Source organism: Caldovatus sediminis (genome assembly GCF_014644455.1).
GTDB lineage: Bacteria > Pseudomonadota > Alphaproteobacteria > Acetobacterales > Acetobacteraceae > Caldovatus > Caldovatus sediminis.
Genome location: NZ_BMKS01000005.1, coordinates 168898 through 185266 on the forward strand (window position 1 = coordinate 168898; position 16369 = coordinate 185266).

11 protein-coding genes are annotated in these 16369 nt (G+C 78.7%); 1 reads left to right on the top strand and 10 read right to left on the bottom strand.

All coding sequences use genetic code 11. The annotated features are described in order from the left end of the window. Nucleotides 1–27 precede the first annotated feature (27 nt). The 10 genes from IEX99_RS10280 to IEX99_RS10325 all read right to left on the bottom strand — a co-directional run bounded on the left by IEX99_RS10280 (nucleotide 28) and on the right by IEX99_RS10325 (nucleotide 13273). Nucleotides 28–1431, bottom strand: coding sequence for a nucleotide sugar dehydrogenase (locus IEX99_RS10280; protein WP_229677926.1), 1404 nt, complete (start codon nucleotides 1429–1431; stop codon nucleotides 28–30). Then, nucleotides 1428–3431, bottom strand: a complete 2004-nt coding sequence (locus tag IEX99_RS10285; protein WP_188899944.1) for a polysaccharide biosynthesis protein — start codon at nucleotides 3429–3431, stop codon at nucleotides 1428–1430. The genes IEX99_RS10280 and IEX99_RS10285 overlap by 4 nt, the downstream gene beginning before the upstream one ends. Before the next feature lie 175 nt (nucleotides 3432–3606). Beyond that, a complete protein-coding gene (locus tag IEX99_RS10290; protein WP_188899945.1) occupies nucleotides 3607–4797 on the bottom strand; it encodes a glycosyltransferase in 1191 nt (396 codons plus the stop codon). Further along, entirely contained in the window at nucleotides 4794–5909 is a 1116-nt protein-coding gene (wecB, locus tag IEX99_RS10295; RefSeq protein WP_188899946.1) for a non-hydrolyzing UDP-N-acetylglucosamine 2-epimerase, read from the bottom strand. Before wecB ends, IEX99_RS10290 begins: the two co-directional genes overlap by 4 nt. Then, on the bottom strand, nucleotides 5909–7180 hold the full coding sequence (locus IEX99_RS10300) for a glycosyltransferase family 4 protein (RefSeq protein ID WP_188899947.1): 1272 nt from the start codon (nucleotides 7178–7180) through the stop codon (nucleotides 5909–5911). The genes wecB and IEX99_RS10300 overlap by 1 nt, the downstream gene beginning before the upstream one ends. Nucleotides 7181–7199: 19 nt before the next feature. Further along, nucleotides 7200–8477: a DegT/DnrJ/EryC1/StrS family aminotransferase gene (locus tag IEX99_RS10305; RefSeq protein WP_188899948.1), complete on the bottom strand. Its 1278-nt coding sequence runs from the start codon at nucleotides 8475–8477 to the stop codon at nucleotides 7200–7202. A gap of 120 nt (nucleotides 8478–8597) precedes the next feature. Beyond that, a complete protein-coding gene (locus tag IEX99_RS10310; RefSeq protein WP_188899949.1) occupies nucleotides 8598–9227 on the bottom strand; it encodes a sugar transferase in 630 nt (209 codons plus the stop codon). Then, the gene (locus tag IEX99_RS10315; RefSeq protein ID WP_229677927.1) at nucleotides 9220–10518 is read right to left on the bottom strand and encodes an O-antigen ligase family protein; all 1299 of its coding nucleotides are present in this window, start codon (nucleotides 10516–10518) and stop codon (nucleotides 9220–9222) included. The genes IEX99_RS10310 and IEX99_RS10315 overlap by 8 nt, the downstream gene beginning before the upstream one ends. Then, the gene (locus IEX99_RS10320) at nucleotides 10511–11500 is read right to left on the bottom strand and encodes a hypothetical protein (protein WP_188899950.1); all 990 of its coding nucleotides are present in this window, start codon (nucleotides 11498–11500) and stop codon (nucleotides 10511–10513) included. Before IEX99_RS10320 ends, IEX99_RS10315 begins: the two co-directional genes overlap by 8 nt. Before the next feature lie 48 nt (nucleotides 11501–11548). Continuing rightward, nucleotides 11549–13273, bottom strand: a complete 1725-nt coding sequence (locus IEX99_RS10325) for a heparinase II/III family protein (RefSeq protein ID WP_229677928.1) — start codon at nucleotides 13271–13273, stop codon at nucleotides 11549–11551. A 274-nt stretch (nucleotides 13274–13547) separates the two neighbouring features. Between IEX99_RS10325 and IEX99_RS10330 the strand changes: the two genes are divergently transcribed. Further along, nucleotides 13548–16367: an SLBB domain-containing protein gene (locus tag IEX99_RS10330; RefSeq protein ID WP_188899952.1), complete on the top strand. Its 2820-nt coding sequence runs from the start codon at nucleotides 13548–13550 to the stop codon at nucleotides 16365–16367. The last annotated feature ends 2 nt before the right edge of the window (nucleotides 16368–16369 follow it).

A 16369-nucleotide genomic window follows, 5' to 3' on the forward strand; every position in this document is an offset into this window, starting at 1 on the left:
TTCGCGGAAGGCTCGGGGCGGGGCCGGTCAGGCCTGGATGATTTCGGCCCCCCGGTTAGCCGGCGGCGCCGCGCCGGCCAAGTCACCCTTCGTGTCCGCGTGCAACGCCGCACCGCGCGCCGCGCCGTGCCCGTCGCCGCGCAGCACGCCGCGCGTGTCCACCACCAGCCGCGCATGGCGGCGCACCAGGTCGAGGTCCATCGCGCGATGCGGCGTCACCACCACCACCGCGTCGCAGGCCGCAAGCACCGCCGGATCGAGGTCGCGGCTCCTCAGGTCCGGCGCCGCGCCGCCGAGCCGCCGCGTCGCCGGGAAGCGCGGCACCAGCGGGTCGTGGTACTCGACCTCCGCCCCGCGCTCGACGAGCAGGCGGAAGATCTCGATCGCCGGGCTCTCGCGCGTGTCCGCCACCTCCGGCTTGTAGGCGAGGCCGAGCAGCAGCACCCGCGCGCCGCGCAGCGTCCGCCCGCGCGCGTCCAGCGCGTCGCGCAGCCGGCCCACGACGTAGGCCGGCATGGCGTCGTTCACCCGCCCGGCCAGCTCGATGAAGTCGGCCGCGAGCCCCATCTCGCGCGCCTTCCAGGCGAGGTACCAGGGGTCCACCGGGATGCAGTGCCCGCCGAGCCCCGGGCCCGGCCGGAACGGCATGAAGCCGAAGGGCTTGGTCGAGGCGGCGTCGATCACCTCGTGCACGTCGAGGCCCATGGCGTGGCAGAGGCGCTTCAGCTCGTTCACCAGGCCGATGTTCACGGCGCGGAACACGTTCTCGTAGAGCTTGGTCAGCTCCGCGACCGCGAGCGAGGAGACCGGCACGAGCGACCCCGCCACCGCGCCGTAGAGCGCCTTCGCCACCTCGAGGCAGGCCGGCGTGTGGCCCGCGACCAGCTTCGGCACGCGCCCGACGGTGTGCTCCGGATCGCCCGGGTCCTCGCGCTCCGGGCTGTAGATCGCGAAGCCGTCCACGCCCGGCGTCAGCCCCGCGGCGCGCAGCGCGGGCACCACGGTGCCCTCCGTCGTCCCCGGATAGGTCGTGCTCTCGAGCCCGACCGCCTGGCCCGGCCGCAGGTGCAGCGAGAGCCCGGCCAGCGTCCGGCGCACCGCGGTGAGGTCGGGCTCCTTGTGCGGGCCGATCGGCGTCGGCACGCAGACGAGGATCGCGTCGCACTCCGCCGCCGCGTCGAGCTCGCCATGCGCCGCGATCCGCGCCGCCGCGACGCGGGCGTCGGCGATGCCGTGCAGCGGGCTGCGGCCCGCGTTCACCGCGCGCACCGTGCGCGCGTCGATGTCGAAGCCGGAGACGGCGAAGCCCACCTCGGCGAAGCGCAGCGCCAGCGGCAGGCCGACATGGCCGAGCCCGACGACGCCGATCCGGGCCTGCCGCGCCGCAAGGCGCGCGATCAGCGCCTCCGCGACGGTCAGGCCGAGATTCACGAGGCCGCGCCGCGGCTGCCCGGCTCGGCGGCGGAAGCGCCAGGCCGCTCGCCGCCGCCTTCGGCGCCACGCTCGAACTCCGGCACCAGCCGCGCGAGCTGGGCGAGCGCGGCGCGGCGCGCCCCGGCCCGGCACGCGGCGGCGATCTCGTCAATGGCGCGGCCGACCAGCGCCGGGTCGGCGGTGCGCGGCGTCGCCATCAGCAGGCCCGGGAAGGGCGTCCCGCGCGGCGGCTCCTGGCCGTGGAACAGCTCCTCGTAGAGCTTCTCGCCGGGGCGCAGGCCGGTGAAGCGGATCTCCACGTCCACCTCGGGCCTGAGGCCGGCGAGGCGGATCATGCGCCGCGCCAGGTCCACGATCTTCACCGGCTTGCCCATGTCGAGCACGAAGATCCCGCCCTCGGCCAGCTCGCGCGGGCGGTCCTCGCGGTCCTCGGCGCCGACGACGCTCGCCTGCAGCACCAGCCCCACCGCCTCGCGCACGGTCATGAAGTAGCGGCGCATCTCCGGATGGGTGACGGTGAGCGGCCCGCCGCGCTCGAGCTGGCGGCGGAACAGCGGCACCACGCTGCCCGTGGAGCCGAGCACGTTGCCGAAGCGCACGGTGACGCAGCGCATCCCCCTGCCCTCGGTCCGCGCCTGGCGGTCGAGCGCCTGGCAGTACATCTCGGCGAGGCGCTTGGAGGCACCCATCACCGAGGTCGGGTTCACCGCCTTGTCGGTCGAGATCAGCACCATCAGCGCCGCGCCGGCGGCGCGCGCCGCGTCGGCGACGACGCGCGTGCCGTAGGCGTTGGTCAGCAGCCCCTCCAGCGGGTCGCGCTCGACCATCGGCACGTGCTTGAGCGCGGCGGCGTGGAAGACGAGCTCGGGGCGGAGGTCCTCGAACAGCCGGCGGATGCGTCCCTCGTCGCGCACATCGGCGAGCACGGCGCGGCGCGGGAGGTCGGGATAGCGCTCGGACAGCTCCAGCTCGATCTCGTAGAGCAGGAACTCGCCGTGATCGAGCAGCGTCAGCTCCGCCGGGCCGAAGGCCGCGAGCTGGCGCGCGAGTTCGCCGCCGATCGTCCCGCCGGCGCCGGTGACCAGCACGCGGCGGCCCTGGATCAGCCGCGCCATGCCCTCGCGGTCGAGCGGCACCTGCGGGCGGTCGAGCAGCTCCTCGATCGAGACCGGGCGCAGCTCGATCCGCCGCGCCGGGTCCGCCGCGGCCGGGCCGCGGCGCGCCCGGGTCTCGAGCAGCATCAGCCGCGGCGGCGCGTGGCGCACCGGCACGCCGTGGCGGTCGGCGGCGTCGAGCAGCCGTTCCAGCGCGACGCCCTGGATCTGCGGCCCGGCCAGCACGATCAGGTCCGGCAGCCGATCCTGCGCGCGCAGCCGGTCGAGCACCGCGCCGATGTCCTCCGCCGTGCCGAGGATCGGGTGGCCGTGGATGCGCCGTCCGGTCTGCCGCGCGCGCAGCGAGAGGATGCCGACCACGCGGTAGCGCGGCGCCCGTTCCTGCGCGAGGGCGCGGAGGAACAGGTCCGCCCCGTCGCCGGCGCCGACCAGCAGCGCCGATTGCGGCGGCGCCTGCCCGTTCGCCTCCCCTCCGGCGCGGCCCGCATGGCGCACCCGCCCGGCGATGCGCGGCGCGGCGAGCAGCGCCGTCAGCACCAGCGCGTGCGCCACGGGGAAGGCCGGATTCGCCGGCCGCCAGGCGCCGAGCAGATGCAGCGCGGCCCAGAACAGCGCCGCCGCGCCGACCGAGGCGCCGGCGAGGGCGAGCAGGTCGGGCAGGCCGGCGTAGCGCCAGTACTGCGTCGGCAGGCGCACCGGCAGGCCGGCGGCGAGCAGCGCGAGCCCCGCCCCGGGCAGCGCCAGCGCCCACCAGAGGCGCGACTCCGGTCCGGCGACCCCCGGCGGCGCGGCGATCCACAGCGCGGCCGGCAGGGCAAGCATGCCGATCAGGCCGTCGAGCGTGACGTTCAGCAGGATGCGGTGCGGCGCGAGGCGGGCCATGACGCGACCGCTATAGGCCCCCGGCCGACGCCCGGCCAGCATGGGCGCGCCGGCGGGCCGGGCGGCGGGCCGCGCCAGGGCGTCCTCCGGCCCCCGCGCCGGCGCGCGCCCCCTGATCGGCCCTTCCGCCCGCGGCGCACCCGTCTCCCGGCGCGCCGCGAGGGCCGGCCGGGCCTCAATCGCCGCAGCCATCGGCCTGGCCCTGACGCGCCCCGGCAGCGGGGAGCGGCGCGAGGCGCCGGTAGAGCGCGACGAGCCGTTCGGCCTCCGCTGCCCAGCCGAAGCGCCCCTCCGCCGCCGCCCGGCCCGCCGCGCCGAGCGCCGCCCGCCGCGCCGGATCGCGGAGTTCCGCCGCCGCCCGCGCGATCGCCCGCGGGTCGGCGGTGTCCACGAGCAGGCCGCAGCCGGCCTCGCGCACCACGGCCGCGGTCTCGGGGGCGAAGTCCGGGGCGATCACCGGCAGGCCGGCGAGCATGTAGTCGAACAGCTTGTGCGGCAGGGCGAGGCGGTGGTTGCGGTCCACCGGCTGGAACGCGACCAGGCCGACGTCGCACTCGGCGAGCGCCGCCGGCAGGCGCTCCTGCGGCAGCCAGCCGAGGTCCTCGATGCGGTCGGCGACGCCGAGCGCCGCGGCGCGGGCCGCGAACGCCGCCGCCGAATCGTCGGTGAAGCGCCCGATCAGCCGCAGCCGCGTGCCGGGCGGCGCCAGCGCCAGCGCCTCCACCATCTGCAGCGCCCCGCGGGTGCGGCCGAGCACGCCGGCATGGACCAGCGTCAGCGGGCCCGCGGCGTGGCGGCGCGGCGCGACCGGCTGCGGCAGGACGCAGTTGCGCACCGGCACGATGCGCTCCGGCGGGACGGCGAAGTCCGCGTCCAGCCCCGCGCGCGCCACCACCACCGCGTCCGCCAGCCGCCCGGCGAGACGGCAGGCGGCGCCGATCGCGGCGCGCGCGAGCGGGCGCAGTGGCGCCGGCAGCCGCGTGTCCAGGCGCGAGGGATAGTGCTCGTGCACGTCGAGCACCACCCGCGCGCCGGTCCGCCGCGCCGCCCAGAGCGCGGCGAACCAGGAATCGGGCTCATGCGCGTGCAGCACCGCGGCGCCCGAGGCGGCGGCGCGGCGGGCGAGCGCCGGCAGGCCGAGCAGCCGGCCGCGCCAGCCCGGGGCGCGGGCGTAGGGCGCGAGCGCCACGCCGGCGAGCGCCGCGCGCGGCGGCGCGGGACCGCGCGTCGCGATGGCGGGGCAGATGTGGCGCACCCGCCAGCCGGCGGCGGCGAGCGTCGCGCCCTCCTTGCGCACCACGCGGATGTCCTCGGGCGGATGCGCCGCCGAGAGCATGACGACGAGCGGCGCGGCGGCCTCGCTCATGCCGCCGCCCGCGCGGCGCCGAGGAATTCGGCGAGGTGCGCCCGCATGCGCGCGCCGGCGCGGCCGTCCCAGAGCGGGATCGGCGCCGCGCGCGGCCAGTCGCCGGCGAGCGCGCGCGCCACCGCCGCCGCCAGCCCCTCCGGCGCGACGAGGCGGTTGGAGCCGGCCTCCAGCGTCACCGGCCGCTCGGTCGAGGGGCGCAGCGTCAGGCAGGGCAGGTCGAGGCCGGTCGCCTCCTCCTGCACCCCGCCGCTGTCGGTCGCGACCAGGCGGGCGCGCGCGAGCAGCCCGAGGAAGTCGAGATAGCCGAGCGGCGGCAGCGCCCGCACCCCCGGCGGCAGGGCGAGGCCGAACGCGGCGAGCCGCGCCCGCGTGCGCGGATGCAGCGGCCAGACCAGCGGCAGGCGCCGCGCCGCCTCGCCGAGCGCCGCGAGCAGCCGCGCGAGCGGCGTCGGCGCGTCCACATTGGCCGGACGGTGCAGGGTGACGACGCCGTAGCCGCCGGGCGCCAGGCCCTCCGGCAGCGGCCGCGCGCGCGCCGCGGGCAGGGCGCGCCGCAGGCTGTCTATCATGGCGTTGCCGACGGCGCGCACCGCCTCCGGCGGATGGCCCTCGGCGCGCAGGCGGTCGGCCGTGGCGGCGTCGGGCGCCCACAGCAGGTCGCTGATCGCGTCCACGGCGCGGCGGTTGATCTCCTCCGGCATGGCGCGGTCGCCGCAGCGCAGCCCGGCCTCGAGATGCGCCACCGGGATGCCGAGCTTGCGCGCCGCGAGCGCGGCGGCGAGCGCGCCGTCCACGTCGCCCGCCACCACCACCAGCGCCGGCCGGCGGGCGCGCCATTCGTCCTCGCAGGCGATCAGGGTGCGGCCGGTGGTCGCGGCATGCCCGCCGCCGCCGGCGACGCCGAGCGCGATGTGCGGCGCCGGCAGGCCGAGATCGGCGAGATGCGCCCCGAACATCGCCGGGTCCTGGTGCTGGCCCGTGTGCAGCAGGCGCGGCGCGCAGACGGGCGGGGCCTCCGCCAGCGCGTGCCAGAGGGCGGCGAGCTTGGGCAGGTTCGGCCGCGCCGCCGCGACGAGATGCACGATCGGCAGGCGGTCGCCGCCGCCCATCAGCCGGCCCGTCCGGGCTGCGGCACCGTCGCCGCCGCGCCGGCCGCGTCGCGCGACCGGGCCGCGGCTTCGACCACGGCGCAGAACCGCTCGGCGAGCAGCCGCCGGTCCCAGCGCCGCACCGCCTGCGCCCGCGCCGCCGCGCCGAGCCGCCGCCGCCGCTCGGGATCGGCGGCCAGCGCGGCGAGGGCGGCGCCGAGCGCCGCCGCATCGCCGGGCGGCACGCTGACCCCGCACGGCCCGTCGGCGAGCAGGCGCGCCGCTCGGCCCGGCAGGTTGGAGACCACCGGCAGGCCGGCGGCGAGGTAGTCCATCAGCTTGTTCGGCGCCGTCCACTCCGCGAAGGCGGGGACCGGCGCGAGGCACTGCACGCCGATCTGGCTCCCCGCCAGCAGCGCGGCGAGCCGCGTCTTGGGCAGCGGGTCGAGGAAGGTGACGTTGCCGAGCCCCTCGCGCGCCGCGCGCGCGACCAGCGCCGGCTTCTCCGCCCCCTCGCCGGCCAGCACCAGGCGCAGGTGCCGCTCGCCCCGCGCCTGCAGCCAGGCGGCGGCGTCGAGGAGCCGGTCGAGCCCGTTCGCCCGCCCGTGCGCCCCGGCATAGACCGCCAGCACCTCCCGGGACGCCGCCTCGGGCGGGCGCCAGGGCGCGACCTGCGGGCCGAACAGGTCGAGGTCGCAGCCGTTCGGCACCACGGCGACGCGCCCCGGGTCGGCGCCGCGGGCGATCGCCGTCTCCGCCATGCCCTCGGAGAGCGCCACCACGGCGGCGGCGCGGCGGCAGGCGGCGGTGGCGAGCGGCTCCATCGCCGCGAGCAGCGGGCGCGGCACGCCGCCGAGGGCGCGCGGCAGCTCGGGCCAGGGGTCGCGGATCTCGAAGACGAAGGGCGTGCCGCGCAGGCGCGCGGCGAGCAGCGCCGGCAGGGCGACGGTGAGCGGGGTCGAGCTCGCCACCACGACGTCCCAGCTCCGGCGCAGGGCGAGCGGCGCGGCGGCGGCGGCGAAGGCCAGGAAGGCGGCGCTGCGCGCGGCGATCCCCTGGGCGTTGCCGCAGGGGATGGCGAACTCGACCAGGTCGAGCCCGGCGACCCGGCCCGTGCGGCGGCCGCCGCGGAACGCGAGCGACTCCAGCCCGGTGGTCGCGCCCGCGTAGCGCCCGCAGGCGAGCGTCACGGCGTGGCCGCGCGCCAGCAGCGCCCGCGCCATGGCGAAGGCGCGCGTCGCCGTCGCGCCGGCGGGCAGGGAGAAGTGCTGGTGCAGGTAGAGGACGCGCATCGGCGTTCGGCGCCCCGGTTCAGCCGAAGCGCCGCCGGCAGCAGCGCCGCACCACCTCGATCACCACCGCCTGCTCGGCCTCCGTCATGGCGCTGCCGGAGGGGAGGCAGAGGCCGCGCTCGAACAGCCGCGCGGCGACGGCGCCGCCGGCGGCCGGGGCGTCGCGGAAGGCGGGCTGGAGGTGCAGGGGCTTCCACACCGGCCGGCTCTCGATGCCGGCCGCGGCGAGCGCGTGGCGCACCGCCTCGCGGTCGGCGCCGAAGGCCTCCGGGTCGAACAGCGCCACGGAGAGCCAGCGGGTGCTGCGGCCCCAGGGCGGCTCGGGCATCAGGGAGACGCCGGGGAGTTCGGCGAAGGCGGCGGCGTAGCGCGCGAAGATCGCGCGCCGCGCCGCGACCCGCTCCTCCAGCGCCGCGATCTGCGCCAGGCCGACCGAGGCGAGCACCGAGGAGAGGCCGTAGGAGTAGCCGGTCGTCTCGTGCTGGTAGTGCGGCGCCGGCTCCTTGGCCTGGGCGGCGAGGTGGCGGGCGCGGGCGATCGGCAGCGGGTCCTCCGCGCAGAGCGCGCCGCCGCCGCCGGCGGTGACGATCTTGTTGCCGTTGAAGGAGAGGGCGGCGAAGCGCGCGCCGCGCCCGGCGTGCCGGCCGCGGTAGAGGGCGCCGAGCGTCTCGGCGCTGTCGCTCACCACGGGCACGCCCCAGCGGTCGCAGACGGCGAGGATGGCGTCGAGGTCGCAGCTCTGCCCGTAGAGCCCGACGCTGACCACGGCGCGCGGCAGCCTCCCGCGCGCCGCCGCCGCCGCCAGCTCGCGCCCGAGCAGGGCGGGATCGAGCGTCCAGCTCTCCGGCGTGACGTCGAGGAAGCGCGGGATGGCGCCCATCTGCACCGCGGGCGCGATGGTGGCGACGAAGGTCAGGGTCTGGGTCCAGACCTCGTCGCCGGGCCCGAGGCCGAGGCAGCGATAGGCGAGGTGCAGCGCCGCGGTGCCGGAGGCGACGGCGAGCACGTGCGGGAAGCCGGTGGCGGCGGCGATCGCCGCCTCGAAGGCCTCGGGCACCGGGCCGGCGGGGGCGACCCAGCCGCTCTCCAGCGTGCTGCGCAGGAGGTCGAGCTCGCCGCCGGTCAGGTGCGGCGGGGAGAGGTGGAGGCGGCGCGGCACGATGGCCGCGTCCTCGCCCGTCGGGGCGAGCGTGTCGGCGCGCCTGTCGGGTCGGGCGGGGATGGCCTGCCGGGCCTCCGGCGGCCGGAACGCCAGGAGCGGATCGGCGGATCGCGGGACCAGGCGGGGCTGGGTCATCACCGTTTTGGCTGCTCGCTCTCGCGCGAGCATGATGGCCGAGAACAAGGCCTGCGGTTGATGCCGTTCCTCGCGGTTTGTTGATTTGACGCGCGCGCAACCGAGGATTGACGGAGGGCGTCACGCCTCGCCGCGCGCGGCCGGCGGTTCGGCGCCCGACCCCGGCGCGGCGGCGAATCGCGGCATGGTCGCATGGCCGGGCGCGCTGACGCCGTGGCCGCGCAGCACCACGCCCAGGCAGGCCAGGATCAGGCGCAGGTCGCGCGCGAGGCATGGCGGCGCCTCGGCATACCGGGCGTCGAGCTCCAGCCGCACCTCCCAGGGCACCGCATTGCGGCCCGCTGCCTGCGCGAGCCCGGCGAGGCCCGGCCGCACCGCGAGGCGCAGCGCCTGGCGCGGAGTATAGAGCGGCGTGTAGTCCGGCGGCAGCGGCCGCGGGCCGACCAGCGACATCTCGCCGCGCAGCACGTTGACGAGCTGCGGGATCTCGTCGAGGGCCGTGGCGCGCAGCCAGCGGCCGAGCGGGGTCAGGCGCGCCGCGTCCTCGCCCGCACCGTCGCGCATGCTGCGCAGCTTGAGCAGCGTGAAGGGCGCGCCGCCGCGCCCGGCGCGGCGCTGGCGGAACAGCACCGGCCGGCCGAGCGTGGCGCGCACCGCGAGTGCCGCCGCCGCCAGCACCGGCGCGAGCAGCACGAGCAGCGCCGCCGCCGCGGCGACGTCCAGGGCGCGCTTGCCCCAGCGCTCATACATCGCGCCGACGGCTCCCGGGGATGGCCGCCGCCGGGCGCGGCCCCGCCCCGATGCCGAGGCTGAGCGCGAGGCCGAGCGCGAACCACGCCATCCGGTTGCCGAGGTCGGTCGAGACCAGCACCGCGACCGCCATCGGCAGCACCAGCGCGGCGATGCGCGCCGCCCGGCCGGGCTCCGCCCGCGCGCCGAGCGCGCACGCTGCGACCCCCGCGCCACCGAAGGCGATCAGCCACAGCGCGAAGCCGGGCAATCCGCCCTCGGCCAGCGCCTCCAGCGCGTGGCTGTGGGGGTGGAGGCCGCGCCGCTCGCCGTGCCCGGCGGCGATGGCGAAGCCGCCGGGGCCGAGGCCGAAGGGCGCCGTCCCGCCCGCCTCGCGCAGCGCCGCGGCCCAGAGCGGCGCACGGCCGGAGGAGATGCCGATGGCGGGATCGGCCAGGCGCTCGAGCGTGCGCAACCCCTCGACCCGGGACGGGTCGAGGAGCAGCAGGGCGAGGCCGGCGAAGATGGCGAGCGCCGCCAGCAGCGCCCAGGCCAGGGCGTCGAGCGGACGGCCGCCGCGCCAGAGGCGCAGCGCCGGCGCGAGCCCCGCGGCGAGGACGAGCCCCGCCAGCGCCGCCCGCCCCCCCGGCAGCAGCGCCGCCAGCGCGAGCCCGGCGAGCACCGCGCCCCAGCGCAGCGCGGCGGCGGGCCGCCGGTGCAGCCGCGCCTCGGCGGCGCGGATGGCGGCGAGGCCGGCGGCGGAGGCGATGGCGAGGCCGGCGAGCTGGTACTGCACGCGGAGCTGGTCGGGCGGCGTCGTGCCGGCGGTGCCGCCCAGCACCACCTGCTCGGTCGCCAGCCCCCAGGCGACGGTGGCCGCGGTGAGCGCGCCGATCGCCAGGGTGGCGGCGCAGAAGGCACGCCGCGCCCGCGCCTCGGCGCCGATGGCGAGGCCGGCGAGCAGCATCGCCGGGCCGAGCAGCACCGCCTCCGGCAGCTTGGCGGCAAGGATTCCGGCCGAGCGCGACCAGGCGCCGGCCAGCACGAGCCAGAGCCACAGCGCCGCCGCCGCCGCGAGCGGGAGGCCGAGCGCGGGCGCGAGCCGCCAGCGGCGCGCCTCGGCGCAGAGCATCAGCGCCAGGGCGGGGAGCAGGAGCGCCAGGGCGGCGAGGGTCAGGTCGAAGGGCAGCGCCGCGCCGGGCGGCGTGGACTTCAGCGCGCCCGCGAAGTGCAGCGCGGCGCCGGACAGCCCGGCAAGGACGGCGGGCGGCGCGGCGGCGCCCATCGCCGGGCCGGCGGAGCCGTCAGCCATGGCCGAAGCGGCCCTCGCCGGGCGGACGTGGCGGGCGCGGTATCGGCCCGCCGGCCGGAAGCGCCTCCGGCGCGCGCGGCCCGTCCGGTCGGGGCGGCGCCCGGGGCGAGCCGGACCGGCGATCCGCACCGGGGGCCGCGCGCGGTTCCGCGTCGGCGACGCCGCGCAGCAGCGCCGCGCACGAGGCCGCGCCGAGCACCGCCATGGGCGCGGCGAGCGCCAGCAGGGCGAGCAGCAGGGGGCGGTTCGGCAGCGACGGGCGCAGCTCGACCGCGGGGGCGGCGACCAGCCGCGCCGCCACCGCCTCGTCCGCCGCCACGATCAGCCCGGCGCGCTGCTGCTGGGCGAGCAGCTCGTAGAGGCTCTGGCGCAGGAACAGGTCGCGCTCCTCGGCCAGCCGGCGCTCCAGCGCCGCGACGCGGCGCCGCGCCACCTCGGCGAGGTCGGCGCGGACCTTGGCCTCGGCGAAGGCGTGCAGGCGCTGCAGCGCGTCGAGCGCGGCGGCGCGGTCGCGATGCGCGAGCGCGACCGACCAGGTGACGGAGGTGAGGCTCTGCGTCACCGCGAGGCTGCGCGCGAGCCAGGCCTGCACGTCGTCGAGATCGGCCTCGACGCGCAGGCCGAGCAGGCCGCGCAGCCAGCCCGTCGGGCCGGAGGCGCGCTGCCCGGTGAGGTCGGCAAGGATGCCGGTCTCGCGCGCCAGCAGCTGCGCCGCCTCGCGCGAGCGCAGCGCGCCGAGATAGACGGCGAAGTTGCCGGTCGGCCGCGGGTCGAGCAGCCCGGCCGCGGGGAAGGGCGCCGGGGCGAGGAGCGAGGAGACGGCGATCGCCGTCGTCTCCGCCGGCGCCACTACCGCCTCCGCGACGTAGCGGCGCGGCCAGGACAGGATCAGCGCCGCGCCCGCGAGCCAGAGCGCGAGCGTCGCCAGCAGCGCGGCGCGTCGCATCCGCCAGAGGGCGCGCAGGAGGAGCTCGAGCGGCATGCCGATGGCCGACCCTGCGGCACGAGCGCGCGCGCCGGCAATGGCCGCTCAGGGCAGGCGCAGCACCGTGACGATCCGTGAAACCGGGGCGCGGGCGCGCAGCTCGAGCACCGGGGCGGGGCGGACCACGCCGTAGGCGGGGCTCTCCCAGCCCTGGACGAGCGCGGCTTGCAGCGGCGCGTCGGCCTGCGCCGAGAGCTGCGCGAGGGGGCCGCGCACGCCGTCCGGCAGGAGCGTCCAGTCGCCTGGGGCGAGGCGCCAGCGAACGACGATTTCACGGAAGACGCCAGCGACGCGGTCCTCGATTCGCCAGGTGCGGCCCTCGGCGGCGAGGGTGCGGGCGTGGGACCGGCCACGGTGGTCGGTGTAGCCGGCGCCGTCCGGCAGGGCCTCGGTGCGCGGCCAGCGGGCGAAGAGGAAGCGGCCGGCGCGCGGCATCTGGTCCTCGCCGTCGAAGGCGAGGGTGTTGTGCGCGGCGGTGCCGGTGAGGTGCGCGTGCCACCAGGCGTGCTCGGGCGGCGGGTTGTAGGCGCCGGTGCCGCCGTCGCGCAGCAGCGTGAGCGCGCCGTCGCGCAGCTCGAGGTGCAGCAGGTCGGCATGGCCGGGGCGGAAGCGCAGCGGGTGGCCGGTGCGCAGCAGTGCGTGGGCGCCGGCACAGGACAGGCCGAGCCAGCCTTCGGAGCGCCAGCGCGCGGGGGCGTGCCTGGCCGCCGTCGCCGCGCCTTGCCCGCCCCGGCCGGAAGCGGCGAGGTCGAGCCAGGCGCATCCCGGATCCGCCTCGTCCGCCGCCTCGTCCGGCACGAACAGGCGCAGCGCGCGCGCGATGCTGCCGCGCGCGTCCGCGGGCCCGAGGAGCGACAGATCGGCGAGCGCCGAATCGTCGCAATGGCCGATGCGCGGCAGCGCGCCGGTCGTCGGCTCCATGACGCGGCGCAGCCAGAGCGCGGCGGCGCGGGCGCGCCCGGCGAACGGCGCCGGGAACTCCGGCGCGCCGTGCCGCCGGCGCAGCCACTCCGCCACCGCCAGCGTGTCGAGCAGCAGCCGGTGATAGCCGGGCGAGGGCTGGGCGAAGGCACCGCAGGGGGCGACCAGGCGCGCGACCGTCGCCGCGAGCCGCGCGCCGCCGCGGCGGGACATCGCCGGGTCGCCGAGCAGCAGGCCGGCGGCGAACAGGCCGGCGGCCTCGGAGACCGGGTGGTTGTTGTCCTGCGCCTCCGCATAGGCGGCGGTGGCGGCGATGCGGCGCGCGTGCAGCGCGATCAGCGCGCGCAGGCCGCCCGGCATCGCGGTGCGATCGCGGTCGGCATCGAGCAGGGCGAGGGCCAGCCCGAGGTGCAGCACGCGCAGCGCCGCCTCCTGCCCGCAGGCCCAGTTCGGGCCGCGCCAGGGCGGGTTGCGCGCGACCCAGTCGGCGAGTAGCGCCTCCATCCGCGCGCGGTGCGGCCCGGCGGGGTCGAGCCGCGCGGCCTGGGCGAGCAGCGGGAGCGCGGCGAGCCGGCTGCGCTCCCACACCGGGCGCACGTCGCCGGGGCCGAACAGGTCGAGCGCGAGGGCATGCGCCGTCGCCGGGAAGGGCCCGTGCCAGTCCTGCGGCGGCGACGGCGCGGCCGCGGCGGCGCCGAGCACGCGCGCGGCATGCCCGGGCGGCAGCGCCGGCGCCGGGCGCGGCAGGGACGGCGGCAGGAACGGCCCGGCGGGGACCGCCGCCTCGCCGAGCGCGCGTCGCGCGAGGCCCGCGGCCCGTTGCGCCCGGTGCAGCGCATAGCGGGCCACCGCCCGCGGGCCGAGGCGCCAGGCCGCATCCGCCGCGACCGCCGCCTGGCGCAGGCGCCGCCGCGCGGCTCGCGCCAGCGCCCGGGCGCCTCCAGCCGGGCGCTGTTCCGGACGCGGCGTGTCCTCGGGGGCCGATCGTGAATTCAGGGTTAATCCCCGCATCGAGACCCGGACGCGTCTGGACCCATCCTGCGGACCGCCTTTTGGTTGAAAGACCAGGACTTTCACATACCGAAATCGGTTCTGCGATGCGAGGCGAGGCGACGCGCTGTCCATGAGGGTCGTGTCGCGGCTCCGGCTCCTGCCGCCCCCGGCCGCGCGCGCGGCGGCGACCGCGGTGCCGCCCGGGGTGCCGCGCCGCCGCGCGGCCGTGCGCGGCGCGGCGCGGGTCGCGGTTTTCCTCGCGCTGGCGTCGGTGCCCCTCGGGGCCGTGCCGGCGGCGGGGCAGCTCGGCGCCCCGGGCGGCGGGGCCGGATCGCAGCTCCTCTCGCCGCCGCGCCTGCCGCCGGTGCTGCCGGACGGCACGCCCCTCCCGTCCCTGCCGCCGAGCGCGCAGGAGGACATCCTGCAGCGGATCATCGGCGCCTCCGCCGGGCGCGCAGGCGGTGCCCCGGGGACGCCGCGCGGCGCGCCGGCCGCGGCGCCGTCGCCGCCGCCTTCGTCGGTGACCGCGCCGCCCTCCCCGCCCGCTTCCGCGGAGGAGCCGCTCTCCAACCTCGAGGCGTTCTTCGCCGCCCGCTTCGATCCCGCGCCGGACCCGCCGCTGCGCCAGTTCGGCTACGACACCTTCCGCGTCCCGCCACCCGGCGCGGCCGCGCCGCCGCCGCTCGGCCTGCTGCCCGACGACTACCGGCTCGGCCGCGACGACGAGCTGGTGCTCGCCTTCCGCGGCCGCGCGCGGCAGACCCTGACGGTGCGCGTCGGCCGCGACGGCATGCTGCTGCTGCCCGACCTGCCGCCCGTCCCCGCCGCCGGACGCACGCTGCGCGAGCTGCGCGCCGATCTCGAGGCCCGTGCCCAGCGCGACCTCGGCGGCTCCGAGGTCTTCGTCAGCATCGGCCAGGTGCGCCAGATCGGCGTCTTCGTCGCCGGCGAGGTGGCGCGGCCGGGCATCCACGCGCTGACCGCGCTCGCCACCGTGCTCGACGCCCTCGCCGCGGCGGGAGGCGTGCGCAAGACCGGCAGCCTGCGTGCGATCCGCATCGACGGGCCGGGGGGCACGAGCCGCACGGTGGACCTCTACGCCGTCATCGCCGGCGCGCCGGGGCGCCCGGACCTGTCGCTGCAGGAGGGCGAGCGGGTCGTCGTCCCGCCGCTTGGCGCCACCGTCGCGATCGCCGGCGAGGTGACGCGGCCGGGGATCTACGAGCTGCCCGCCGGCGCGAGCGGCGCGCCGCTTGCCGCCCTGGTCGAGATCGCCGGCGGCACGCTGCGACCCGCCGGCAACCGCTTCCTCGTCCAGCGCACCGACGCGCAGGGACGGCGCAACGTCGCCGAGACCGGCCTCCGCGACATCCTGCGCCGCGGCGACGCGGTGCGGGTCGAGCCCGGCGCCGACGTCACGGTGAACCAGCTTCGGCTGAGCGGACACGTCGTCGCGCCGCTCACCCGCGCGAGCGGCGGGCGGGACGGCCTGTCGCTGCGCGCGCTGCTCGCCGATCCGCGCCTGATCCGTCCCGACCCCTATCCGCGCCTCGGCGTGGTGTGGCGCGCCGATCCGGCGACGCGGGTGCGCCGCTTCCTGCCCTTTGACCTGGGGCGGGTGCTGCGCGGCCAGGCCGACATGCGCCTCGCCGATTCGGACGAGGTGGTGGTGCTCGGCCAGGCCGACATCCAGTGGCTCGCGAGCCCGCCGGTGCAGCGCGCGCTGCGCGGCGAGGCCCCGGGCGAGGAGGGGCCGGGCGCCTGCCCCGCGCTCGTCCAGCTCGCCGTCGCCGCGCGCGCCTCGCCGCACCGCTTCGCCCATGCGCGCGGCGCCGGCTTCCCGGACATCGGCGCGCCGCCCTGCCCGCGGATCTTCCTCGACTACCCGGCCCTGCTGCCCTTCCTGCTCGACCAGACCGTGCTGCTGACCGGCGAGGCGCGCCAGCCCGGACTCTACCCGATCCTCAACGACACCGGCCTCGACGCCCTGCTCGCCGCGGCGGGCGGGACGACCGACGCCGTGGACCTCTCCGCGGTCGAGTTCGCGCGCGAGCCGGTGGAGCAGAGCGCGGCGATCCCGCTCGCCCGCAACCTGCTCGACCTGCGCAGCCGCAACTTCGCCGCCGTGCGCCTCTCGCCGCGCGACGCGGTGCGCCTGCCGCGCGGCTTCGCCGACCGCGACATCGGGCCGGTGACGCTGCTCGGCGAGTTCCAGCGCCCGGGCGTCTACGACATCCGCCGCGGCGAGCGGCTCTCCGAGGTGATCGCGCGCGCCGGCGGGCTGACGCCGCAGGCCTATCCCTACGGCGCCGTGTTCACCCGCGAGAGCGTGCGCCAGCGCCAGCAGGAGGGGTTCCTGCGCACGGCGCGCGAGCTGGAAACCTCGCTGCTGCAGGTGGCGGCGGGGCAGGCGGTGGCGGGCTCGCGCGGCTCGCCGGCGGATCTCGGCAGCGCCATCACCGCCGGGCGCGAGCTCGCCAACGCCATCCGCGAGGCGCGCGCCGCCGGGCGCATGGTGGTCGAGGCGAACCCGACCGTGCTCGCGGCGCGGCCGGAGCGGGACGTGCTGCTCGAGCCCGGCGACCTGATCGTGATGCCGAAGCGGCCGAACGAGGTCACCGTGGTCGGGGCGGTGCTGAACCCGGGCAGCCTGCAGTTCGTCTCGGGCTGGCGCGCCGCCGACTACCTGCGCGCCGCCGGGGGCGCGCAGCGCTTCGCCGACACGAGCCGCGCCTTCGTCGTGCTGCCGAACGGGCAGTCCACGCCGGCCGGGCTCTCGGCCTGGCAGCAGGGGGGGCCGCCGATCCCGCCGGGGAGCCTCGTGGTCGTGCCGCAGGACCCCTCGCCCTACGAGACCTGGGGCTTCGTCCGGGACCTGACGCAGGTGCTGACGCAGGTCTCGATCAGCAGCGCGGCGCTGGCGGTGATCGGGCGGCAGGTGCGGAACTGACG

What these genes read in the sequence shown, in the direction of transcription:
- IEX99_RS10305 (WP_188899948.1), bottom strand. Translation starts at nt 8,477, where the DNA reads ATGACCCAGCCCCGCCTGGTCCCGCGATCCGCCGATCCGCTCCTGGCG.
- IEX99_RS10300 (WP_188899947.1), bottom strand. Translation starts at nt 7,180, where the DNA reads ATGCGCGTCCTCTACCTGCACCAGCACTTCTCCCTGCCCGCCGGCGCG.
- IEX99_RS10330 (WP_188899952.1), top strand. Translation starts at nt 13,548, where the DNA reads ATGAGGGTCGTGTCGCGGCTCCGGCTCCTGCCGCCCCCGGCCGCGCGC.
- wecB (WP_188899946.1), bottom strand. Translation starts at nt 5,909, where the DNA reads ATGGGCGGCGGCGACCGCCTGCCGATCGTGCATCTCGTCGCGGCGGCG.
- IEX99_RS10310 (WP_188899949.1), bottom strand. Translation starts at nt 9,227, where the DNA reads ATGTATGAGCGCTGGGGCAAGCGCGCCCTGGACGTCGCCGCGGCGGCG.
- IEX99_RS10290 (WP_188899945.1), bottom strand. Translation starts at nt 4,797, where the DNA reads ATGAGCGAGGCCGCCGCGCCGCTCGTCGTCATGCTCTCGGCGGCGCAT.
- IEX99_RS10315 (WP_229677927.1), bottom strand. Translation starts at nt 10,518, where the DNA reads ATGGCTGACGGCTCCGCCGGCCCGGCGATGGGCGCCGCCGCGCCGCCC.
- IEX99_RS10320 (WP_188899950.1), bottom strand. Translation starts at nt 11,500, where the DNA reads ATGCCGCTCGAGCTCCTCCTGCGCGCCCTCTGGCGGATGCGACGCGCC.
- IEX99_RS10285 (WP_188899944.1), bottom strand. Translation starts at nt 3,431, where the DNA reads ATGGCCCGCCTCGCGCCGCACCGCATCCTGCTGAACGTCACGCTCGAC.